The following is a 20,446-nucleotide window of genomic DNA, read 5'->3' on the forward strand; positions in this document are numbered from 1 at the left end:
GGAGGGGCCCCGCCACGGCAAGGCCCTACGCTGGTGCACCATGTCCGGCAACGATGTGAACGTGACCTTCCGTGCGCTCCTCCCCTCCCCTGACGTGGAGGTGGACCTGGTCGCCGCCTACGCCCATCCGGTCGGCCTCGACCGCCCCTGGGTGAGGGCCAACATGGTGGCCAGCGTCGACGGCGGGGCCATCGGTCCCTCCGGGCGCAGCCGCGACCTGTCATCATCCGCCGACCGCCGGGTGATGGGGGTCCTGCGCGGACTGTGCGACGTCGTGCTGGTGGGCGCGCACACCGCCCGGGTGGAGGGCTACGGCCCCGTCAAGGCCCGGACCTCCTGGGCCGCGCTGCGGGCCGGGCGCCCCTCGACCCCTCCCGTCGCCGTCGTCTCACGCACGCTGGACCTGCCCGAGCGGCTCCTCGCCGAGGCGCCCGGGCACGCGCGCACCATCGTGTTCACCACGGCCGGCGCTCCGGCCGACCGCAGGGCGCACGCGGCCCGCCACGCCGACCTGGTGGTGGTCGAGGGGGAATCGGTCACGCCCGCTCACGTGGTCAACGCGCTCGCCGGCCGGGGGCTGCACCGGATCCTCACCGAGGGCGGCCCGCACCTGCTGGCCGAGTTCACCGCCGCCGGGCTGCTGGACGAACTGTGCCTGACCCTGAGCCCGCGCCTGTTGGGCGCCGGGGCGCCGCGCATCGTCTCCGGCGGTCCGGGCACCCCCGGGACGCGCGAACACGTCTCGACGCAAAGCACACCCGTGCGGATGGCGCACCTGTTGGCGGCGGAAGGTGCCCTGTTCGCGCGCTACGTGCGGTGATGGCGCACACCCGCGAACCCTGACCATAACCGGTCGATTTCGGCCACCACTCAATCACGCATGAACCCTCCCGCAATCGGACATACCCGAGATGTGCCATCCAGTGGACACACCGCATCGACGGGACTGACCGGGCCTGGCCCCCGGCCGAGAGGAAGAACGTGGTGCCGACGTCCGAAAACGGATCCCCTCCGCCGGTCTACAGGGAGATAGCCGAGGAACTACGCGAGCAGATCCGCTCCGGACGGTACGCCGACGGCGACCGCCTTCCCGGGGAGAACGTCATCATGGAGCGCCATGGTGTCGCGCGGGCGACCGCACGGCAGGCGCTGTCCGTGCTCATCAACGAGGGGCTGGCCGTGGCCGTGCGGGGGTCCGGCGTCTACGTGCGCCTGTTCCGCCCGATACGAAGACACGGTGCCCGACGCCTGTCCAGAGAGCTGTGGGGCAACGGACGGGCCATCTGGCAGACCGACACCGATGGTGAGGATCGCGGCTACGAGGTGGACCGCCTGCGGGTGGAGGAGGGCACGGCGCGCGATCACGTGGCCCGCGTCCTGGGATTGACCGAGGGCGAGGGGGTGCTGCTGCGTTCCCGGCGCTACCTGGTGGACGGCCGGCCCGTCCAGACGGCCCTCTCCCACCTGCCCCTGGCCCTGGTCGGCGACGAACCGCGCTTCCGCGACGGCGACACCGGACCCGGTGGGATCTACGCGCGCCTGGCCGAACGAGGGCTGGCCCCGGCGCGCTTCACCGAGGAGATCCGCGGCCGCATGCCGACCCCGGAGGAGACCGAGGCCTTGGGACTGGCCCCGGGGACCCCGGTGCTGGAGGTGGCGCGGACCGCGCTGACCGCCGATCACCGGCCCGTGGAGTTCAACGAGATCACGATGGACGGCTCGGCCTACGTGCTGCAGTACGACTTCGAGGCCTGAGCGTCGAACATCCCGGTGGGGCGCCCGCGTGGGCGCCCCACCGGGATGTTCACTCCCGTTCCTCCGCCACGGCGCGACGCCTCCGTTTGGAGGTGAACACCAGGTGGCCCAGGGGCAGCAGCACCGCCCCGACCACCACGGCGCCCAACCCGGCGATGAGCAGCGCCTCGGGCTCGGTCCGCATCCATTCGGCCACGCCGAATCCCAGGAGGAGGGAGACGGCCACCGCCACCACGGAGAACACCGTCAACCCGGTGAACAGCGTCCGGTCGTCCCAGGGTTCGGACGCGGTGGAACGGCCCGCCCTGGCCGGGAGGAGGCGCAGGGTCGCGTCCGCGGCCCCCCGTATCTCCCGAGCCGCCACCCGGGTGAAGGCGTGGATCCCGCCGCGCGCGCCGGCGGTGGCCCGTTCGACCCGCCACAGCCCGTACCGCACCCTTCCCACTCTTCGTGTTCTTTTAGTCACTTTCAGTGACTGTTCCGCTGCAACGGCCATGTCACCCGCCTCGTGCGCCCTCGATCTTCGAACCCTGCCCGCTGCCCTACCCGCACGGGTGACCACCGAACGCCACCGAGGGTGAAGTTAGGGGTATGTCACGGCCAAGGAGGATTTACCACGCCGGAGAGTGAACGCGCCCCGAGTCCGCCCGGGGGCGACACCGGCATCCGTTTCCGGATAACGTCGAAGGTATGGCTGACACAGCGGACCGGACCCCGCCCGGCGGGACCGACATCCCGAAGACCGACCGGGAGTGGCGCGAGCGGCTCGACGACCAGGAGTACGCGGTACTGCGCCTGGCCGGCACAGAACGCCCGTGGACCGGGGCCTATGTGGAGACGAAGACCCGGGGCGTCTATCGTTGCAGGGGTTGTGGGAGCGAACTGTTCCGTTCCGACGAGAAGTTCGACTCCCACTGCGGCTGGCCCAGCTTCTACGACCCGACCGACTCCGACGCCGTCGTCCTGCACGAGGACCGGTCCCTGGGCACGGTGCGGACCGAGGTACGGTGCGCCACCTGCGACTCCCATCTGGGGCACGTCTTCCACGGTGAGGGGTACGCCACGCCCACTGACGACCGTTATTGCATCAATTCGGTCGCCCTTACCCTGGAGCCGACGGAGTAGGTTGGCGTACCATCCTGGTTCCGGGCGTACGCCTGCGGGTCGCCCGAGGGCGACCCGGTGTTCACCTGATCACCGCCCTCGGCGGATCAGGGATAATCGCATGCGGTGTGCCGAAGGCCTGCTCCCCCGCCGGCCCGCGACACACCGAATCACCCGCGACGAAAGCGCTCGATGACCGACGACTCACCTTCCACATCCGTCTCCCACCGGCCACCGGCACGCCCTCGGTTCGGCATGGCCCAGGGTTCCGCCCCGTGGCTGCTGCCGGCGCTCGGCGCCGCCGGCGTCGCGGCCCTGGCCGCCCGCGGTTCCCGAGCACGCACGGCGGTGGCCGTGCCGGTGGTGGCCCTGGCCGCCGGGATGACGTGGTTCTTCCGCGACCCCGAGCGGGGTCCGGCGACCGGTCGGGTGTTGTCCGCGGCAGACGGCGTCGTGCAGAGCATCGATGTCCGATCCGATGGCCGCACCCGGATCGCGGTGTTCATGAACCCCCTCAACGTGCACGTCAATCGTGCCCCCCTCGCCGGTGTGGTGACCGGTGTCGAACACCGCCCCGGGGGCTTTCGCCCCGCATTCGACAAGGACAGCGAGCGTAATGAACGCGTCATCTGGACCCTTGAAACCGAGATCGGTGAGATCACGGTCGTTCAAATCGCCGGCGCGATGGTCAGGCGTATCATCCCGTATCTCGCTGCGGGGCAGAAGGTCGAACAAGGCGAGAGGATCGGGCTCATCCGGTTCGGCTCCCGCGTCGACGTCTACCTTCCGGCCGGTGTCACCCCGGCGGTGGAGGTCGGCCAGCGGGTCCGCGCCGGGGAAACCCGCCTTGACGCCGACTGAGGGCCCCCTCGCCTCACCCGTCACCGACGGTACCCCCCGGCTTCGTCTGGCCCTGGCCGACTACTTGACGCTGGGCAACGCCCTGTGCGGGTTCCTCGCCGTGTTGGCGCTGGTCTCCGCCCTGTCGACGCACATCGCCACCGGCGCGACGGGGCCCCTGCCCCGCAGCGCCATGGCCATGGTCGTGGGGCTGATGCTGGTGGCCGCCGCGCTGGACGTGCTCGACGGGCGGGTGGCCCGCAAACTCGGCGGCAGCGGCATGGGCGCCGAACTCGACAACCTCGCCGACGTCATCAGCTTCGGGTTCACCCCCGCGTTCCTGTTCGTCGTCTGGGGCACCCAGAGCGGCGGAGCCGGGACACTGACGATCATGGCGGGCGGCGCGGTGCTGCTCGCGGTGATCGTGCGTCTGGCGCGCTTCTCCCTCCAGGCCCCGGGCACGGGGTACTTCACCGGTCTGCCGTGCCCGTTCGGCGCGATGGCCGTGGTCACCGTGGTGTTGCTGAACCCGCCGCCGGCCATCGCCGCGGTGGCGGTGCTGTTCATCTCCTGGCTGATGGTGAGCCGCGTCGAGTACCCCAAACCGCGCGGCCGCAAGGCGTACGCGGTCCTGGGCGTGCTCGGCACCGGTGTGGCCCTCATCGTGTCCTGGGGTCTGGGCCTGCCCGCCGGACAGTGGCTGGTCTACCTGATGAGCGCCCTGGTCCTGGCCTTCATCGTGACGGTGCCCTTCTACGTCCTGGCCACCCGGCACGCGGTCGAGGAGCCGGCCCGACCGGCCGACCCCGTCGAGGAGTAGGCGGGACGAACGCGCGACGGCGCCCCGGCGGAGATCCGCCGGGGCGCCGTTCGCCGTCCGGGGCCGGTTACGGCAGGGACTCGACCAGCTCGGCGACGCTCTTGCGACGACCCGTGTAGAACGGGATCTCCTCGCGGGTGTGCAGCCGGGCCTTGGCGCCGCGCAGGTGGCGCATGAGGTCGACGATGCGGTGCAGCTCGTCGGCCTCGAAGGCCAGCAGCCACTCGTAGTCGCTCAGACCGAACGAGGAGACGGTGTTGGCGCGCACGTCCGGGTAGGGGGCGGCCATCCGGCCGTGCTCGGCCAGCATCGCCCGACGCTCGTCGTCGGGCAGCAGGTACCACTCGTAGGAGCGCACGAAGGGGTACACGCAGAGGTTGTCGCGGGGCTCCTCGCCCGCCAGGAACGCCGGCACGTGGCCTCGGTTGAACTCGGCGGGCCGGTGCAGGCCCATCACCGACCACACCGGGGTGGCCGCGCGGCCGACCGCGGTGCGGCGGAACGCGGCGTAGACGTCCTGGAGCCGCTCGTGGGTGTCGGCCACCCACCAGAACATGATGTCGGCGTCGGCGCGGAAGCCCTGCACGTCGTAGCCGCCGCGGGTGGTGACGCCCTGCTCGGCCGCCTTGTCGAGCAGGCCCTGGAGTTCGTCCGCTGCGGCGGCCCGGTCGACGCCTTCGAGGGTGTCGACCTTGAAGACCGACCACATGGTGTAGCGGATGAGGGCGTTGAGGTCGGTGCCGCCCTGGCCGGTGGCGTCGTTGTGCTGGCCCGTCACGGGTTGACTCCTTGCTGGTTGGTGCCGTCGGCTCCGTCGCCGCGGCTGGTGCGACTGTCGGTCTGGAGGGCGGAGACCAGGTCCCGGGCCTGGCGATCCGCGTCGGCGATGCACGCCGGTACGCCCACCCCGCCGTAGGCCGCTCCGCACACCGACAGTCCATGGTGGCGGGCGAGGGCCTCGCGGACGCGGGCGACGCGCGCGGTGTGCCCGACCGCGTACTGGGGCAGACCGTCGTCCCAGCGGGTCACCCGGGTCTGGGCGGGGCGGCCGATCGGGCCGAGCACCTCGGACAGGTCGGTCACGGCGGTGGCGACGAGCTCCTCGTCGGAGCGGTCCAGGACACCGGTCTCGCCGAAGCGGCCGATGGAGCAGCGCACCATGACCAGGTCCTCGCCGGTCGCGGCGAGCTCCTCGGCGATCCAGGGCCACTTGTTGCTCGAAAAGGTGGCCGCCTTGATGGTGAGGCCGCCCTCCCCCACCGGGACGAGGAAGCCGGTCCCGGTGAGCGGGGCGGGCAGCGCCGACGCCGGAAGGGCCAGGGTGATCAGGGCCATGCTCGCGTACTCGATGCCGCGCAGGTCCCGGGCGGCCTCGGGGACGTGGTCGGTGAGGAGGCGGGCCGCCTCCGGGGCCGGGCAGGCCAGCAGGACGGCGGAGGCCTCGACCCGGTCGCCGCCGTCGAGGTGGACGCGCCAGCCCTCGGGGAGGCGTTCCAGGGAACGGACACGGGTTCCGGTGCGCAGGTCCCCGCCGTGGCGTTCGGCGAGTTCCCCGGTGAGACCGGCGATGCCGCCGCGCAGGGAGGCGAAGACCGGTCCCGACGCGGCCCCGGCGCCGCCCAGGGCGTCGTGGACGCCGCGGATCAGGGATCCCCCGTCGCGGGCCATGGCCGCGATCCGCGGCACGGTGGCCTCCAGGGAGAGGAGGTCGGCGTTGCCCGCGTAGACGCCGCCCAGCAGCGGTTCCACGAGGCGCTCGACGACCTCGCGGCCCAGGCGCACCCCGATGTAGGAGGCCACCGGGAGGTCGCCGCGCACCGGGGTGCGCGGGCGCACCAGGTCCAGGGCGGCGCGGGCGGTCCCCAGGGGGGAGAGCACGCCGCTGCGGGCCAGCGCCCGCAGGTCACCGGGGACTCCCATGAGCTGTCCCCGGGGCAGGGGGCGGACGCGACCGCGACTGTAGACGGCGGCCGTGCCGGGACCGGGGTGGACGACGCGGTCGGTCATCCCGAGTTCGGCGATGAGATCGAGCGCCTCGGGGCGGCGCGCCAGCACGGATTCGGCACCGGCGTCGACCTCCACACCCGCCACGGGGGAGGCCCGCAGCTTGCCGCCGGGCGCGTCGGCGGCCTCGATCACGGTGACGGCGACGCCGAGCCCGGTGAGACGGTGCGCGGCGGTGAGTCCGGAGACGCCGCCCCCGACCACGACGACGTGCGGTGCTTCAGGCATGCTCCCAGCTTCCCAGATGCCGTGGATCACAGCGTCCCGCCGCCCCCGTTGGCGACCGGGGTCGCGACCCTCCCCCTCCAGGATCGGACATCCGGTGCCGGAGGGGCGTCGGGAACGTCCCGTAGAGCCTTTCGACCCGATTCGGACCGTTGTCGGCTCGTTACCAATGGGTCGAAACGGGTGTGGTGCGGGCCACGTCGAAGGAGCATGGTTATCTCAGGTTCGACCCCGGTGCGGCGTTTCGCCGGGGTGATGTGCGCGGGCCTGACGGCCCTCATGGTCACCTCGTGCGGGGCGACCCTCCATTCCTCCGACTCCTCCGCCGGGTCCTCCGCGGAGTACGCCGTCCCGGGCACCGTCGAGGACGGGGGGTTCTCCGAGGAGGCGGGCCGGGCCGAGGACGGTGCGGTCGAACAGGAGGGGGGCGCGTCGGGCATCGACTCCGACGTCGTGATCTCCGATCGCGAGCTCATCCACACCGCCGAACTCACCGTGCGGGTGGACGACGTCTCCGAGGCCTCCGAGCGCGCCAAGGAGCTGACCCTGGCCGCCGACGGCTACGTCTCCTCGGAGTCGCTGTCCACGCCCAAGGGCGGCACTCCCGAGGCGTACCTGACGCTGCGCATCCCCAACGACGACTACGAGGGCGCGCTGGAGGAGCTGGCGGACCTGGGCGACCGGTCCGACCTGCACCGATCGGTGCAGGACGTCACCGAGGAGGTCGCCGACGTCGAGAGCCGCATCGCGTCGTCCGAGACGGCCCTGGAGACCCTGCGCGGGTACCTGGAGGAGGCCGAGGACGTCGACGACCTGCTGCGGGTCGAGCGGGAGATCCAGGACCGCCAGGCGGAGCTGGAGGCGCTCCAGGCGCGGCAGAAGGCCCTGGAGAACGAGATCTCGTACTCGACGGTCCACCTCGTGCTGATGCCGCCGCAGACCTACATCGAGGAGCCCTCCGAGGAGAGCATCGGGTTCCTGGGCGGCCTGGAGCGCGGCTGGCTGGCGCTGGTCTCGGTCTTCGAGGGGTTCGCCGTCGCGCTGGGCTGGCTGCTGCCGTTCCTCGCCGTCCTGGCCGTGCCGGTGACCGCGCTGGCGTGGTGGCTGCGCTCCCTTGTCCGGCGCCGCCGCGCCGCCGCGCCGCACCCGCACCCGCACCCGGGGGTACCGGTCCACACCGGCGCCGCGGGCCCCGGGACCGCGGGGGCCGACGGGACGCCCGTCCCGGAGGGGGGCGCCGTCACGCCCGAGCGCGAGGGGACGCCCGAGGCCGCCGGGACCGGCGAGGTGCCCGAGGACGGCCGGGACACCGACACGGACGGGCCGCCGACCGGCGGCCGCTGACACCGTGACGCCGACGGCGCCCGCCCCCACCGGGGACCGGGCGCCGTCGGCGATCAGGGGAGGCGCGGATCAGACCGCGGTCTCCTCGTGGACGAACGCGGTGAGGCGCTGGAGCATGTCCGGGTCGGTCTCCGGAAGCACGCCGTGGCCCAGGTTGAAGATGTGGCCGTCGGCGGTCCGGCCCCGGGACAGGATGTCGCGGGTGCGCTCGGCCACGACCTCCCAGGGTGCGAACAGGGTGGCCGGGTCCAGGTTGCCCTGAAGCGCCGTGCCCGGCTGGACCCGCTGGACGGCCTTGTCCAGGGGCACCCGCCAGTCCACGCCCACCACGTCGGCCCCGGCCTCGCTGAGCAGGCCGAGCAGCTCACCGGTGCCCACGCCGAAGTGGATGCGGGGCACCTCGTACTCGCTGAGCTGGCCGAAGATCCACGAGGTGTAGGGCAGCACGGAGGCGCGGTAGTCCTCGGCGCCGAGCGCGCCGACCCAGGAGTCGAACAGCTGGATCGCGCTGGCGCCCGCTTCGATCTGGGTGCGCAGGAAACCGAGCGTGATGGCGGAGAGCCGGCGCATCAGCTCGTCCCACAGTTCGGGCTCGCCGTACATGAGCGCCTTGGTGTGCTCATGGTTCTTGGAGGGCCCGCCCTCGATGAGGTAGGAGGCCAGCGTGAACGGGGCGCCCGCGAAGCCGATGAGCGGCCTGTCGCCGAGCTCTCCGGTGAGCATGCCCACGGCCTCGGTCACGTACGACAGGTCGTCGGGCTCGATGTCCCGCAGCCGCTTGACGCCGTCGGCGTCGCGGATCGGGTCGGCCACCACGGGGCCGACACCGGGTTTGATGTCCAGGTCGATGCCGATGGCCTTGAGCGGAACGACGATGTCGCTGAAGAAGATGGCGGCGTCGACGTCGTACCGGCGGACCGGTTGCATCGTGATCTCGGTGATCATGTCGGGACGGGCGCAGGCCTCCAGCATCGGCACGTCGGCGCGGACCCGTCGGTACTCGGGCAGGGAGCGCCCGGCCTGGCGCATGAACCACACCGGGGTGTGGGACACGGGCAGGCGCCGGCAGGCGCGAAGGAATGGAGATTCTTGCAGCGTCACCCTCCGATCGTGCCATGCCCCGCCCGGTGCTCTCACGCGGATGGCGGGATCGGCCGTCGCCGGGCCCCGGCCCGGGAGGGCCCACAAAGGCGCACAAAGGCTCGCAAGGGCGCCGTCCGGTGGCGGAGCGGTCCCAAGATCATCACAAAACCCCGACACGCCGGGGGATCTACGACCACGGGGCCGTGACTCGTGCCACGGTCGGTTCCGTGCCCACCCTCCTGCCCGCGATGGGGAGAGCCGTCCCCTTCCGAGCGACACCCCGCCAGCGCGCGATCACACACAATGAAGGCTGACGTTTCCACCATGCCCGATGTCGGTAGCGCCGCGGACGCCGGCGAAACGTTCCGACGAGCGATCGAAGCCCTGAACAGCCCTTCCCTCAGGTCCGAGATCACCGTCCGGGAGATCCCCGCCCCGGCCCGTCTGGCCCCCCATACCGCCGCCGTGTCGGCGCAGGTCACCGTACACGGCGAAGAGATCGCCTGGGGGCGCCTCATCGTCCTGTACGACCCCGAGGGGACCCGGGAGTGGCCCGGGCCCTTCAGGGTCGTCTGTCAGATCAACTCCGAGTTGGAGTCGGACATCGCCACCGACCCGCTGCTCGGGCGGGTCGCCTGGAGCTGGCTGACCGATGCCCTGGCCGCGTGCGGGGCCTCCCACCACACGTTGAGCGGCACGGTCACCCGTGCCACCACCGAGGGGTTCGGTACCAAGGCCGGCGAGGGGTCGACGACGGAGGTGGAGATGCGCGCCTCGTGGACCCCGGAGGAGGACGACCTGCTCCCGCACAGCGCGGCCTGGCAGACCCTGTTGGCGGCGGCCGCGGGGCTGCCGCCCGCCGATGTCGCCGACATCGCACGACAGCGTTCACGGCCCTGAGGTGCCCGGCCCGCGCGGGTCCGGGGACCTCGTTCGTGACCGGACCGAATCCGCGTACGGTGTCGGCAGCGCATACCGTAGTGGTGTGGCGAACGCGTTGAACTCGAAGACAGAACCCCGCGATCCAGGTGACGACGACGCCGAGAAGGCGCCCCTGTTGCGGGAACCGCGCGAAGGCCTGCCGGAGGTCACCTCCGACGATGACGCCCTGGCCGGAGTGATCGCCGCCCTCGCCGCCGGCAGCGGACCGATCGCGGTCGATGCCGAGCGCGCGTCGGGGTACCGCTACGGGCAACGCGCCTACCTGGTCCAGTTGCGCCGGGAGGGGGCGGGGTCGGCGTTGATCGACCCGATCGCCTGCCCGGACCTGAGCGGGCTGGACGACGCCGTGCGGGACATCGAGGTGGTGCTGCACGCGGCCCACCAGGACCTGCCGTGCCTGACCGAGGTCAACCTGCGACCGCGCCGGTTGTTCGACACCGAGCTGGCCGGCAGGCTGCTGGGCTACCAGCGCGTGGGGCTGGGTTTCATGGTGGAGCGGATGCTCAACGTGCGCCTGGCCAAGGAGCACTCGGCCGTCGACTGGTCGCAGCGTCCCCTGCCCGAGGACTGGTTGCGGTACGCGGCGTTGGACGTGGAGATCCTCATCGAGCTCCGAGACGCCCTGGAGGTGGAGCTGGAGGAGGCGGGGAAACTGGAGTGGGCCCTGGAGGAGTTCTCCTCGGTGCTGGCCGCCCCGCCCAAGGAGCCGCGTCCGGATCCGTGGCGTCGTACCTCGGGCATCCACCGGGTGCGCAATCAGCGTTCCCTGGCCGCAGTGCGGGAGCTGTGGTACGAGCGCGACCGCATCGCGCAGGAGCGGGACATCTCGCCCGGGCGGGTGCTGCCGGACGCCGCGATCGTGGAGGCCGCGGCCACCATGCCGCGCACCACGACCGACCTGACCAGGATCCGCCAGTTCGGGATCAAGCTGGCGCGGCGGTACGTGAGCACGTGGATGCAGGCGATCGACCGGGTCCGGGAGTTGGAGCAGTCGGACCTGCCCCGCCCCAACGCCCCCGGAGACGGTCCGCCGCCGGTCAACCGGTGGGCCGACCGCGCCCCGGAGGCGGCGCGCCGACTGGAGGCGGCACGGGCGACGGTGACGGGCATCGCGGAGGACGTGGTGATGCCGACCGAGAACCTGCTGTTGCCCGACACCGTGCGCAGGCTGGCGTGGGCGCCGCCCGCGACGGTGGACCCGGACTCCATCGGGGTGTTCCTGCGCGAGCGCGGGGCCCGGGAGTGGCAGATCGGACTGACCGCGGAACCCCTGGCGAGGTCCCTGAAATCAGCAGAAGAGGGGTAAACCTTTACCCACTTCAAACGTCCCGAATCCCATGTGTCCGAAGTCACTATGCATCCAGAGGTCAAACCGCCTGTTCCATCACCTCGTGTCCGATTAAGTTATGGAAACGTGCCCTGGAACTTCCAGGTTCCGTGACCTCTTGACGGGTGAGAGGGAACATTGCGACGGTGTGAGTGCACACCGGGAGCACCGGTGGTCCGATCCGGGGTGCGACGAGGATGCGATCAGGGAAATAGGGTGAGTCTGCTGTCGTTCTGGCGTTCGCTGCTGGGCGGAACCGGGCGGGCGCGCGTGAACCGGGCGCGTGCCGCCGACGAGGTCGTCCCCTCGCTCGACGAGTCCGTGCCCGTGCCCGAGACACCCGACCGGGTCGTGGTGGAACCCTCCGTTCCCCTCCCTTCGCGGGTCCCGGCCACGGCGGGCGTGATGAGCGATCCGATCCCCGTGGCGGCGCTCGCGCCGGTGTTCGACTCCTCCCCGCCCGCGTCCACCGCGGGGATGCGAGCGGCCTCACTGGAGCGCACCCTGCGGTCCCTCGTGGAGCGGCTGGGCACCGAACACCCCGACACCATCACCGCCCGCAACAATCTGGCGACCAAGTACGCGCAGATGGGCCGCCGCCAGGCCGCCGTGCAGCAGTTCGAGCTGACGCTGGCCGAGGCCATCGCGGTCTTCGGCACCGAGCACCCCCGGACCGAGATCATCCGCGAGAACCTGGCCTGGGCCTATGAGGACGCCGGGCGGCCCGCCGACGCCGCCTCGCAGTGGGAGGTCCTGCTGCGCGACCGGGAGGGCGCCTTCGGCCCCTCCGACGAGGACACCGTGGAGGCGCGCACCCGGCTGGCCGTGTGCTACCGGCGCAGCGGCCGACTGGACGCGGCCATGGCCCACTACGAGCGGGCCCTGGAGGACGTGACCGGCGCGGAGCGCTGCGAGGACCTGCGGCTGGGGCTGAGCGCGGCGCAGAGCATGGCGGGCCGCTACGACGACGCCGTCCGCCAGTTGCGCATGGTGCTGTCCGCCCGACGCCGTCGGATCGGCAAGGGTCACCTGGACACCCTGACCGTGCACCACCGGCTGGGCCGCGCCTACACCCAGGCGGGCCGCACGGAGGAGGCCGTGGAGACGCTGCGCGAGGCCTACCGGTCCGCGCTCAACTCCTCGGGCGACCCCGAGGTGCGCCGGCTGACCCTGCGGCTGCGCCGCGACCTGGCGGGCGCCTACAGCGCGGCGGGCCGGCACCGCGAGGCCGACGCGCTGTTCTGACCGGTCGTCGCCCTCCGGGCCTTCGATCGCACCGCACCGTCCGCCGCTCCGGGCCGGGACCCCCTCGGGTCCCGGCCCGGAGGCGTGTCGTGCGCCCGTACCGCGCGGTGCGGCCGGGGCGGGACGACGGGCGAGGACGCGCCGAAGGGCGGGAGTCGTGGGAGCGGCCGGAGCGGGACGCGCCCCGGACGTCGACGCCCGCCCGGCGAGGACCGCGCCCTCCCCCGTCCGGGGCGGCGTCCGTTACATACTCGAACCCGCCCCGGTGTCCGCCGGGGCGGGAGCGCCTCGCGTTCGCGCACGTCGCACCGGTGGTGACGCCCACCGGGGACCGGGGACGGCAGCGAGGACCGACACCCCCGGGAAATCCGCGCGACAACGCCGGGCCCGGCGCTCGCACAATTTGTTACTGACGAGTAGCATGGGCTTGACAGTCCATCCCACGCTTTGGAGAAGGAGGGGCCATCGTGCCGCGAACCGCCCGCGATGTCGTATTCGTCGACGGGGTCCGTACCCCGTTCGGCAAGTCAGGCAAGGGCCTCTACGCCGAGACGCGCGCCGACGACATGGTCGTCCGCGTCATTCGCGAACTGATGCGCCGCAACCCGGATCTGCCCCCGGAGCGCATCGACGAGGTGGCCATCGCCGCCACCACCCAGATCGGCGATCAGGGCCTGACCATCGGGCGTACCGCCGCGATCCTGGCCGGGCTGCCGCGCAGCGTCCCCGGCTACGCCATCGACCGCATGTGCGCCGGCGCGCTCACCGCCGTGACCACCTCCGGCGCGGGCATCGCCTTCGGCGCCTACGACGTGGTCATCGCCGGCGGCGTCGAGCACATGGGCCGACACCCCATGGGCGAGGGCGTCGACCCCAACCCGCGCTTCCTCTCCGAGAAGCTGGTCGACCCGACCGCGCTGGTCATGGGCAACACCGCCGAGAACCTGCACGACCGGTACCCCTCCATCACCAAGGAGCGCGCGGACGCCTACGCGGTGCGCAGCCAGGAGAAGGTCGCCAAGGCCTACGCCGACGGCAAGATCCAGCCCGACCTGGTCGAGGTCGTGGTCCGCTCCCTGGAGCAGGGTTACGGTCTGGCCACCAAGGACGAGCCGCCGCGGCCGGGCACCACCATGGAGTCCCTGGCCGGCCTCAAGACCCCCTTCCGCGCGCACGGCAACGTGACCCCCGGTAACGCCGCGGGACTCAACGACGGTGCCACCGGCGCCATCCTGGCCGCCGAAGAGGTCGCGCGGGAGCTGGGCCTGAGCGCCAGGATGCGCCTGGTCGACTTCTCCTTCGCCGGTGTCGAGCCCGAGGTCATGGGTGTCGGCCCGGTTCCGGCCACCGAGAAGCTGCTGGCCCGTCAGGGTATCTCGATGGACGAGATCGGCCTCATCGAGATCAACGAGGCCTTCGCCGTCCAGGTGCTCGCCTTCCTGGAGCACTTCGGCATCGCCGACGACGACGCCCGCGTCAACCCGTGGGGCGGCGCGATCGCGCTGGGCCACCCGCTGGCCTCCTCCGGCGTGCGTCTGATGATGCAGCTCGCGCGCCAGTTCGCCGAGCGTCCCGACGTCCGCTACGGCATCACCACCATGTGCGTCGGTATGGGCATGGGCGGCACCGTGCTCTGGGAGAACACCAACTACGAGGGGGGCAAGTGAGCACCGCGATCGACGAGGCGCGCGAGCTGTTCAAGGACGAGGTCGTCACCAAGGCGATCTCCCGGGACATCGAACTCCCCTACGGTGCCGGCACCGCCGTCCTGATCACCCTGGACAACGGGCACGACCACACCCGGCCCAACACCTTCGGCCCCGGCGGCCTGCTCAGCCTGGACGCCGCGATCGAGGCGGCCCGCGGCCGCAAGGACATCGTGGCGCTCGCGGTGACCGGCAAGCCGTTCATCTTCGCCGTCGGCGCCGACCTGAGCGGTGTCCCGGCCCTCCAGAACCGCGACCAGGCACTGGCCATCGGCAAGCTGGGCCACGACGTGTTCCGCAAGCTCGGCGAGCTGGACGTACCGACCTTCGCGCTGGTCAACGGCGCGGCCATGGGCGGCGGTGTCGAGGTGGCCCTGCACTGCACCTACCGCACCATCTCCTCGGGCGTCCCGGCGCTGGCCCTGCCCGAGACCTTCCTGGGTCTGGTGCCCGGCTGGGGCGGCACCTACCTCCTGCCGAACCTGATCGGCGCGGAGAAGGCCCTCAAGGTCATCATCGAGAACCCGCTGGCCCAGAACAAGATGCTCAAGGGCGGGCAGGCGTTCGAGCTGGGCATCGCCGACGCGATGTTCGAGCCCGCCGACTTCGTCGAGGAGTCGCTGCGCTGGGTGGCCAAGGTCGTCAAGGGCGACGTCACCGTCGAGCGCCCCGAGGTCGACAAGGGCGAGGCCTGGGACAACGCGGTCAACATGGCCCGGTTCGTCGTCGAGGGCAAGCTGCACGGCGCCGCCCCGGCCCCGGCCCGCGCCGTCGAGCTGGTCGCCGAGGCCAGGACGCGCACCCGTGACGAGGCCTTCGCCGCCGAGGACGAGGCGCTGGCCGACCTCATCATGAGCCCCGAGCTCAAGGCCGGGCTGTACGCCTTCGACCTGGTGCAGAAGCGCGCCAAGCGGCCCGCCGGCGCACCGGACAAGTCGCTGGCCCGCAAGGTCACCAAGGTCGGCGTCGTCGGCGCCGGTCTGATGGCCGGTCAGCTGGCCCTGCTGTTCGCCCGCCGCCTGGACGTGCCGGTCGTCATGACCGACCTGGACCAGGACCGCCTGGACAAGGGCGTCGCCTACGTCCACGGCGAGGTCGACAAGCTCCTGAAGAAGGGGCGCGTCAACCAGGACAAGGCCAACCACCTCAAGGCCCTGGTCACGGGTTCGCTGACCAAGGACGCCTTCGCGGACGCCGACTTCGTCATCGAGGCCGTGTTCGAGAGGATGGAGGTCAAGCAGCAGGTGTTCGCCGAGGTGGAGGCCGTGGTCTCCCCCGAGGCGATCCTGGCCACCAACACCTCCTCGCTGTCCATCACCGAGATGGCCTCGAAGCTGGAGCACCCCGAGCGGGTCGTCGGCTTCCACTTCTTCAACCCCGTGGCCGTCCTGCCGCTGCTGGAGATCGTCCGCGGCGAGAAGACCGACGAGGTCGCCCTGGCCACGGCGTTCGCCACGGCCAAGAAGCTGAAGAAGACCGCCGTCCTGTGCAAGGACGCCCCGGCGTTCGTGGTCAACCGCCTGCTCACCCTGTTCATGGGCGAGGTCCTGGGCGCGGTGTCCGAGGGCACCGAGCCCGAGACCGCCGACCGCGCGGTGGCCCCGCTGGGTCTGCCGATGTCGCCTCTCATGCTGCTCCAGCTGGTCGGCCCGGCCGTCGCGCTGCACGTGTCGGAGACCCTGCACGAGGCGTTCCCGGAGCGGTTCGCGGTCTCCCCCGAGCTGGCCGAGGTCGTCAAGGCGGGCAAGACCGCGATCTTCGCGCCCGACTTCAGCATCGACCCCGAGGTCAAGAAGCTGCTCGTGGGCGGTGACGAGCCCTCCGCCGAGAGCGAGATCCTGGACCGGGCGCTGCGCGCGCTGGCCAAGGAGATCCGGATCATGTTGGACGAGGGTGTCGTGGCCGAGGCCGCCGACATCGACCTGTGCCTGATCACGGGTGCCGGCTGGCCGTTCCACACCGGTGGCATCACCCCCTACCTGGACAAGGTCGGGGTGTCCGAGGCCGTCAACGGCAAGCCCTTCCACGAGGGTGACCCGAAGGCCGTCTGACCACGTGGGACCATCGTCCGACACGGCCGGGCCCGGCACCCTTCACGGGGTGCCGGGCCCGTTCCCGTGGGGGTCAGCGGGCGGATCCGGCCCGCATCGGACCGGTGGGCAGCATGCCGTGGCCCCGATACCAGGAGCCCATGGCGGTGATGGTCTCGGCGACGGAGCGGAACCCCACCCCGAGTTCGCCGCGGGCCAGGTCGGAGCTGATGTTGCGGGTGTCCCCCTCACGCAGGACCCGCACGCCCTCACGGGTGGCGGTCGGTTCCCCCCCGCTCAGCCGGGCCTGGAGTTCCATGAGTGCGGCGGCGGCCGTGGCCAGACCGGCGGGGACCGCCCGGGGCGGGCGGGCCCCGGTCTCGGCGGCGATCGCTTCGGTCAGCGCGGGCAGAGAGCGCTTCTCCCCCGCCACCACGTAGCGCTCGGAGGAGCCCACCCTGGCCGCGGCGACGCAGGCGTGGGCCACGTCACGGGCGTCCACCACGTAGTTGGACAGACGCGGAACGGCCCGGACCGTCCCCTTGGCCACATCGAGGAAGAGCCGGCCGGAGGAGGTCGGTCCGGCGTCCCCGGGCCCCCACATCCATCCGGGCAGGACCGTGGTGACCCGGGTGGAACCGGTCCGGCCCGAGCGGACCATCGCGGCCACCGCGCGGTCGGCGCGCACCTTGCTGGTGGGATAGGAATCCGACACGGTCGGACGCGCGTACCTCTCCGGAGGCGGGGTGGACTCGTCGGCCGGGCGGTCGGGACCGCGCAGGGCGAGGGTGTTGATGGACCCCGTGTGCACGAACACGGGGGTCCCCGCCGCGGCCGCGGCGCTCAGGACCAGCTCGGTCCCGTGCACGTTGATCTTCTCCAGGGGCTCGGTGAGTGTGGGGTCCTGGAAGTACTCGCGGAAGTAGGCCGCGGTGTGGAAGACCTCGTCCACCCCGGCCAGGTGCGACCGGTAGGTGTCGGGTTCGGTGATGTCCCCGGGGACCAGGCGCAGCCGAGGGTGGTCGGGCAGCAGCCGGCGGGCCCGGTCGACGTCCCGGACCAGGGCGACGACCTCCTGGTCGAGGTCGAGGAGGAACCGGACGATGTTGCCGCCCAGGAGGCCGGTGGCCCCGGTCACCAGGGACCTCTCCCTGTCCGGGAGTCGTGTCGCGTCGGTGTCCGCCATGGTGTCACATCCCAACTATCGTATAATTTTTATATAATCTTTTTCGATGATTAATTTTTGAGGGTGATCGGGCATGGAGAACGCGTCGGGGTGGGACACCCCCCTGTGGCAAACGACCGGCTTCCGATTGATCAAACTGGGTGAGCTGGTCCAGGCGGTCACCGCCGACATCTTCGACCCGCAGGAGATCTCCTCCCGGCAGTTCCACGTACTGGCCGCGGCGGAGGCGATGTCCGAGCCCTCGCAGAAGGAGCTGAGCCGTTCGCTGGGCGTGGATCCGAACGTGATGGTCGGTCTGATCGACGACCTGGAGTCGCAGGGGCTGGCCGTGCGCACGCGCAATCCGAAGGACCGGCGACGCTACATCGTGACGCCCACACCCGAGGCGTCGCTGCTGTTGCGGAAGGCCCGTGAGGCGATCGCCCTCGCCGAGGAGGAGTTCTTCTCCTCGCTCTCCAAGCAGGAGGTCCGGACCCTGCACGAGCTCTCGGGCCGGCTGCTCGACGCGCACCCCCGGGTCACCAAGTTCGAGTGAACCGGACGGGAGCCGCCGGGGATCGGGACGGACGATCCCCGGCGGAACGCGCTACTCGGAGATGCCGAACCGGGCGTGCAGCCGCTTGAGCGGCGCCGGCGCCCACCAGTTGGCGTCACCCGCCAGACGCATGAACACCGGGACGAGCACACCGCGGATGAGGGTGGCGTCCACGAGGATCACCACCGCCATCCCGATCGCCAGCATCATCAGGTAGAGCACGTCGGAGACCGCGTAGGTCGCGAACGAGGCGGCCAGGATGACCGCGGCCGCCGTGACGAGCGGCCCGCTGCGCTGGAGGCCGGCCGCGACGGCCCGGGTGTTGTCCCCGGTCAGGTCGTACTCCTCCTTGATCCGGGACATCATGAACACCTCGTAGTCCATGGAGAGACCGAACGCGATGCAGAACATCAGGATCGGGAAGGTCGTCTCCAGGGTCCCGTTGGCGGTGAACCCGAGCAGCCCGGACAGGTTGCCCTCCTGGAAGATCCACACCATCACGCCGAACATCACCGCGAGGCTGAGCACGTTGAGGACGATCGCCTTGGCGGGCAGCAGCAGGCTCCCGGTCATGAAGAACAGCAGGACGAAGGTGATGGCCAGGATGAGACCGAACACCAGGGGCACCTGGCCCAGCAGCGCGCCGCGGAAGTCGGTGAGGTCGGCCGGGTAACCGCCGATCTCGGCCTCCGCCGGCGCCGGCACGTCCCGGATGCGCTCGATCAGGTCCTCCGCGTCGCCGAGGGCGGCCGCGTCGGGCACCGCCGAGAACCACGTCGCCTCCTCCGAGCCGAACCTCTCCCGGGCGTCCGGCTCCGCCTCGGCCACCTGCTCGCCGTCCACGAACCGGCCGGTGAGGGCGTCGACCTGGTAGACGCCCTCGACCCGGGACAGGTCGGCGGCGTAGGCGGTGATGGCGTCCGACTCGGCGTCCGTGCCGGGCAGATCCGCGATCACCTGGACGGCGTCCATCTCCTCCTGGGCGAAACCGGTCTCGATCTGGTCCTGCACGTCACGGCTGGAATTGCCCTGGGGCAGCACGCGGGCGTCGGGCAGGCCGAAGTTCAGCCCGAGCGCGGGAGCGGCCAGCACCAGGACGATGAGCAGGGCGGGCAGACCCCACAGCACGGGGCGGCGCATCATCCGCAGGGCGGTGTCGTGCCACCAGCCGCGGTCGGGGTCGGGTTCGCGCTTGGGCCGGACGCGGTGCCCGATCCGCGCCAGCGCGGCGGGGAGGATGACCAGGGACGCGAACACCGAGGTCACCACGGTGCCCATACCGGCGTAGGCGAAGGACTGGAGGAACGGGAAGGGGAAGAGCATCAGGCACGACAGCGCGACGGCGACGGTCAGGCCGCTGAAGGCGACGGTGCGCCCGGCCTTGGCCACCGCGATCGCCACGGCGTCGGGGACCTCCCGGCCCCGGGCCAGTTCCTCCCGGAAGCGGTTGATGACGAACAGGCTGTAGTCGACGCCCAGCCCCACGCCCATGACCAGGGTGAGGTTGGCGGCGAAGGTGGACACGTCGGTGATGTAGGTGACCCCGCGCAGCAGGGCCAGCGTGGTGATCACCGAGAACAGCCCCATGCCCAGGGTGAGGGCGGCCACCGAGAACCGGCGGTAGATGATGAACAGGAGCACGAACACCAGGGGGAAGATGATCGCCTCGGCCAACAGGAAGTCGGCCTGGGCCTGGAGGGCCGCCTGGCGGAAGATCTCGTCCCCGCCGCCGACCTCCACCCGCATGACGTCGTCCTCGCGGGTGAAGTCCGGGGAGATCTCGCCCAGCGCGGTCCGCGCCTCGGTGACGCTCCCCTCCATGCGCACGGTGATGAGCGCCTGGGAGCCGTCCTCGGAACGCATCGCCGGGGAGTCGCCGCGCCCCCAGTAGGAGGCGGTCTCGGCGACGCCCTCCCGGGAGGCCAGTTCGTCCTCCAGGGCCGTGGCGGCCTGGATCACGGCGGGATCGTCGACGTCACCGCCCTGGGCGGTCACCAGCAGCAGGAAGTGGTGCTTGCCGGTGGCGAAGCCCTCCTCCAGGCGCTGTTCCACCAGCGCGGACTCCGAGCCGGGGCTCTCGAACCGGCTGAGCAGCAGTCGGTCCATCGTGCCCGCGGCCAGGACCAGACCGATCAGCGTCAGGACGATGCCGAGCGTGATGAACCGTCCCGGGCGCCGGGCCAGTGCCTCTCCGAGACGGGCCAGCAGGGGCGGGCGGTCCGGGGGTCCGCCGTGGCTTTCGGCGCCCGGGGGTGGCGCGGTGGTCGATGAGGTCGCCATGGTGTTCTCGCCTTCCAGGG

At 71.6% G+C, this 20,446-nt stretch carries 18 protein-coding genes; 12 read left to right on the forward strand and 6 right to left on the reverse strand.

The window, feature by feature from the left end:
* Window positions 1-40: 40 nt before the first annotated feature.
* Both PWG71_RS20705 and PWG71_RS20710 read left to right on the forward strand, forming a co-directional pair.
* Window positions 41-820 (forward strand): pyrimidine reductase family protein, encoded by a 780-nt coding sequence (locus PWG71_RS20705; protein ID WP_274811580.1) that lies wholly within the window; start codon window positions 41-43, stop codon window positions 818-820.
* A 164-nt stretch (window positions 821-984) separates the two neighbouring features.
* Entirely contained in the window at window positions 985-1,755 is a 771-nt protein-coding gene (locus tag PWG71_RS20710; RefSeq protein ID WP_274811581.1) for a GntR family transcriptional regulator, read from the forward strand.
* Between the two features lie 49 nt (window positions 1,756-1,804).
* Here the strand turns inward: PWG71_RS20710 and PWG71_RS20715 are convergent, their stop codons facing one another.
* The gene (locus PWG71_RS20715) at window positions 1,805-2,200 is read right to left on the reverse strand and encodes a hypothetical protein (protein ID WP_274811582.1); all 396 of its coding nucleotides are present in this window, start codon (window positions 2,198-2,200) and stop codon (window positions 1,805-1,807) included.
* A gap of 245 nt (window positions 2,201-2,445) precedes the next feature.
* Between PWG71_RS20715 and msrB the strand changes: the two genes are divergently transcribed.
* The 3 genes from msrB to pssA all read left to right on the forward strand — a co-directional run bounded on the left by msrB (window position 2,446) and on the right by pssA (window position 4,519).
* Window positions 2,446-2,880: a peptide-methionine (R)-S-oxide reductase MsrB gene (gene msrB, locus PWG71_RS20720; protein ID WP_274811583.1), complete on the forward strand. Its 435-nt coding sequence runs from the start codon at window positions 2,446-2,448 to the stop codon at window positions 2,878-2,880.
* Window positions 2,881-3,051: 171 nt separating this feature from the next.
* Window positions 3,052-3,720: a phosphatidylserine decarboxylase gene (locus PWG71_RS20725; protein ID WP_274811584.1), complete on the forward strand. Its 669-nt coding sequence runs from the start codon at window positions 3,052-3,054 to the stop codon at window positions 3,718-3,720.
* On the forward strand, window positions 3,707-4,519 hold the full coding sequence (pssA, locus tag PWG71_RS20730) for a CDP-diacylglycerol--serine O-phosphatidyltransferase (protein WP_274811585.1): 813 nt from the start codon (window positions 3,707-3,709) through the stop codon (window positions 4,517-4,519). The genes PWG71_RS20725 and pssA overlap by 14 nt, the downstream gene beginning before the upstream one ends.
* Window positions 4,520-4,586: 67 nt before the next feature.
* Here the strand turns inward: pssA and hemQ are convergent, their stop codons facing one another.
* Window positions 4,587-5,297 carry a hydrogen peroxide-dependent heme synthase gene (gene hemQ, locus PWG71_RS20735; protein WP_274811586.1) on the reverse strand — a complete coding sequence of 237 codons (711 nt, stop codon included), beginning with the start codon at window positions 5,295-5,297 and terminating at the stop codon, window positions 4,587-4,589.
* Window positions 5,294-6,751, reverse strand: coding sequence for a protoporphyrinogen oxidase (gene hemG / locus PWG71_RS20740; RefSeq protein ID WP_274811587.1), 1,458 nt, complete (start codon window positions 6,749-6,751; stop codon window positions 5,294-5,296). The genes hemQ and hemG overlap by 4 nt, the downstream gene beginning before the upstream one ends.
* A 207-nt stretch (window positions 6,752-6,958) precedes the next feature.
* On the opposite strand from hemG, the gene PWG71_RS20745 reads away from it, so the two are divergent.
* Complete coding sequence (locus PWG71_RS20745; RefSeq protein ID WP_274811588.1) at window positions 6,959-8,092, forward strand: DUF4349 domain-containing protein; 1,134 nt, start codon at window positions 6,959-6,961, stop codon at window positions 8,090-8,092.
* Between the two features lie 69 nt (window positions 8,093-8,161).
* On the opposite strand, the gene hemE is transcribed toward PWG71_RS20745, so the two are convergent.
* Window positions 8,162-9,187, reverse strand: a complete 1,026-nt coding sequence (gene hemE, locus PWG71_RS20750) for a uroporphyrinogen decarboxylase (protein ID WP_274811656.1) — start codon at window positions 9,185-9,187, stop codon at window positions 8,162-8,164.
* A gap of 312 nt (window positions 9,188-9,499) precedes the next feature.
* Between hemE and PWG71_RS20755 the strand changes: the two genes are divergently transcribed.
* The 5 genes from PWG71_RS20755 to PWG71_RS20775 all read left to right on the forward strand — a co-directional run bounded on the left by PWG71_RS20755 (window position 9,500) and on the right by PWG71_RS20775 (window position 16,446).
* Window positions 9,500-10,075 carry a DUF3000 domain-containing protein gene (locus PWG71_RS20755; RefSeq protein ID WP_274811589.1) on the forward strand — a complete coding sequence of 192 codons (576 nt, stop codon included), beginning with the start codon at window positions 9,500-9,502 and terminating at the stop codon, window positions 10,073-10,075.
* A gap of 85 nt (window positions 10,076-10,160) precedes the next feature.
* Window positions 10,161-11,423: a ribonuclease D gene (locus PWG71_RS20760; protein ID WP_274811590.1), complete on the forward strand. Its 1,263-nt coding sequence runs from the start codon at window positions 10,161-10,163 to the stop codon at window positions 11,421-11,423.
* 246 nt (window positions 11,424-11,669) lie between these two features.
* Window positions 11,670-12,689 carry a tetratricopeptide repeat protein gene (locus PWG71_RS20765; protein WP_446725069.1) on the forward strand — a complete coding sequence of 340 codons (1,020 nt, stop codon included), beginning with the start codon at window positions 11,670-11,672 and terminating at the stop codon, window positions 12,687-12,689.
* Between the two features lie 467 nt (window positions 12,690-13,156).
* Window positions 13,157-14,356: a thiolase family protein gene (locus tag PWG71_RS20770; RefSeq protein WP_274811591.1), complete on the forward strand. Its 1,200-nt coding sequence runs from the start codon at window positions 13,157-13,159 to the stop codon at window positions 14,354-14,356.
* On the forward strand, window positions 14,353-16,446 hold the full coding sequence (locus PWG71_RS20775) for a 3-hydroxyacyl-CoA dehydrogenase NAD-binding domain-containing protein (RefSeq protein ID WP_274811592.1): 2,094 nt from the start codon (window positions 14,353-14,355) through the stop codon (window positions 16,444-16,446). Before PWG71_RS20770 ends, PWG71_RS20775 begins: the two co-directional genes overlap by 4 nt.
* 73 nt (window positions 16,447-16,519) lie before the next feature.
* Here PWG71_RS20775 and PWG71_RS20780 read toward each other — a convergent pair whose 3' ends face one another.
* The gene (locus PWG71_RS20780) at window positions 16,520-17,611 is read right to left on the reverse strand and encodes an NAD-dependent epimerase/dehydratase family protein (protein WP_274811593.1); all 1,092 of its coding nucleotides are present in this window, start codon (window positions 17,609-17,611) and stop codon (window positions 16,520-16,522) included.
* Between the two features lie 73 nt (window positions 17,612-17,684).
* Between PWG71_RS20780 and PWG71_RS20785 the strand changes: the two genes are divergently transcribed.
* Window positions 17,685-18,146, forward strand: coding sequence for a MarR family winged helix-turn-helix transcriptional regulator (locus PWG71_RS20785; RefSeq protein WP_274811594.1), 462 nt, complete (start codon window positions 17,685-17,687; stop codon window positions 18,144-18,146).
* 51 nt (window positions 18,147-18,197) lie between these two features.
* Here PWG71_RS20785 and PWG71_RS20790 read toward each other — a convergent pair whose 3' ends face one another.
* A complete protein-coding gene (locus PWG71_RS20790; RefSeq protein ID WP_274811595.1) occupies window positions 18,198-20,426 on the reverse strand; it encodes an MMPL family transporter in 2,229 nt (742 codons plus the stop codon).
* Between the last annotated feature and the right edge of the window lie 20 nt (window positions 20,427-20,446).

Origin of the sequence: Nocardiopsis sp. N85, from assembly GCF_028882275.1 — a bacterium.
Lineage (GTDB): Bacteria > Actinomycetota > Actinomycetes > Streptosporangiales > Streptosporangiaceae > Nocardiopsis > Nocardiopsis lambiniae.

Coding starts and splice junctions, on each gene's coding strand:
- PWG71_RS20745 (WP_274811588.1), top strand. CDS start 6,959: ATGGTTATCTCAGGTTCGACCCCGGTGCGGCGTTTCGCCGGGGTGATG.
- PWG71_RS20755 (WP_274811589.1), top strand. CDS start 9,500: ATGCCCGATGTCGGTAGCGCCGCGGACGCCGGCGAAACGTTCCGACGA.
- msrB (WP_274811583.1), top strand. CDS start 2,446: ATGGCTGACACAGCGGACCGGACCCCGCCCGGCGGGACCGACATCCCG.
- PWG71_RS20780 (WP_274811593.1), bottom strand. CDS start 17,611: ATGGCGGACACCGACGCGACACGACTCCCGGACAGGGAGAGGTCCCTG.
- PWG71_RS20725 (WP_274811584.1), top strand. CDS start 3,052: ATGACCGACGACTCACCTTCCACATCCGTCTCCCACCGGCCACCGGCA.
- hemG (WP_274811587.1), bottom strand. CDS start 6,751: ATGCCTGAAGCACCGCACGTCGTCGTGGTCGGGGGCGGCGTCTCCGGA.
- PWG71_RS20705 (WP_274811580.1), top strand. CDS start 41: ATGTCCGGCAACGATGTGAACGTGACCTTCCGTGCGCTCCTCCCCTCC.
- PWG71_RS20785 (WP_274811594.1), top strand. CDS start 17,685: ATGGAGAACGCGTCGGGGTGGGACACCCCCCTGTGGCAAACGACCGGC.
- PWG71_RS20790 (WP_274811595.1), bottom strand. CDS start 20,426: ATGGCGACCTCATCGACCACCGCGCCACCCCCGGGCGCCGAAAGCCAC.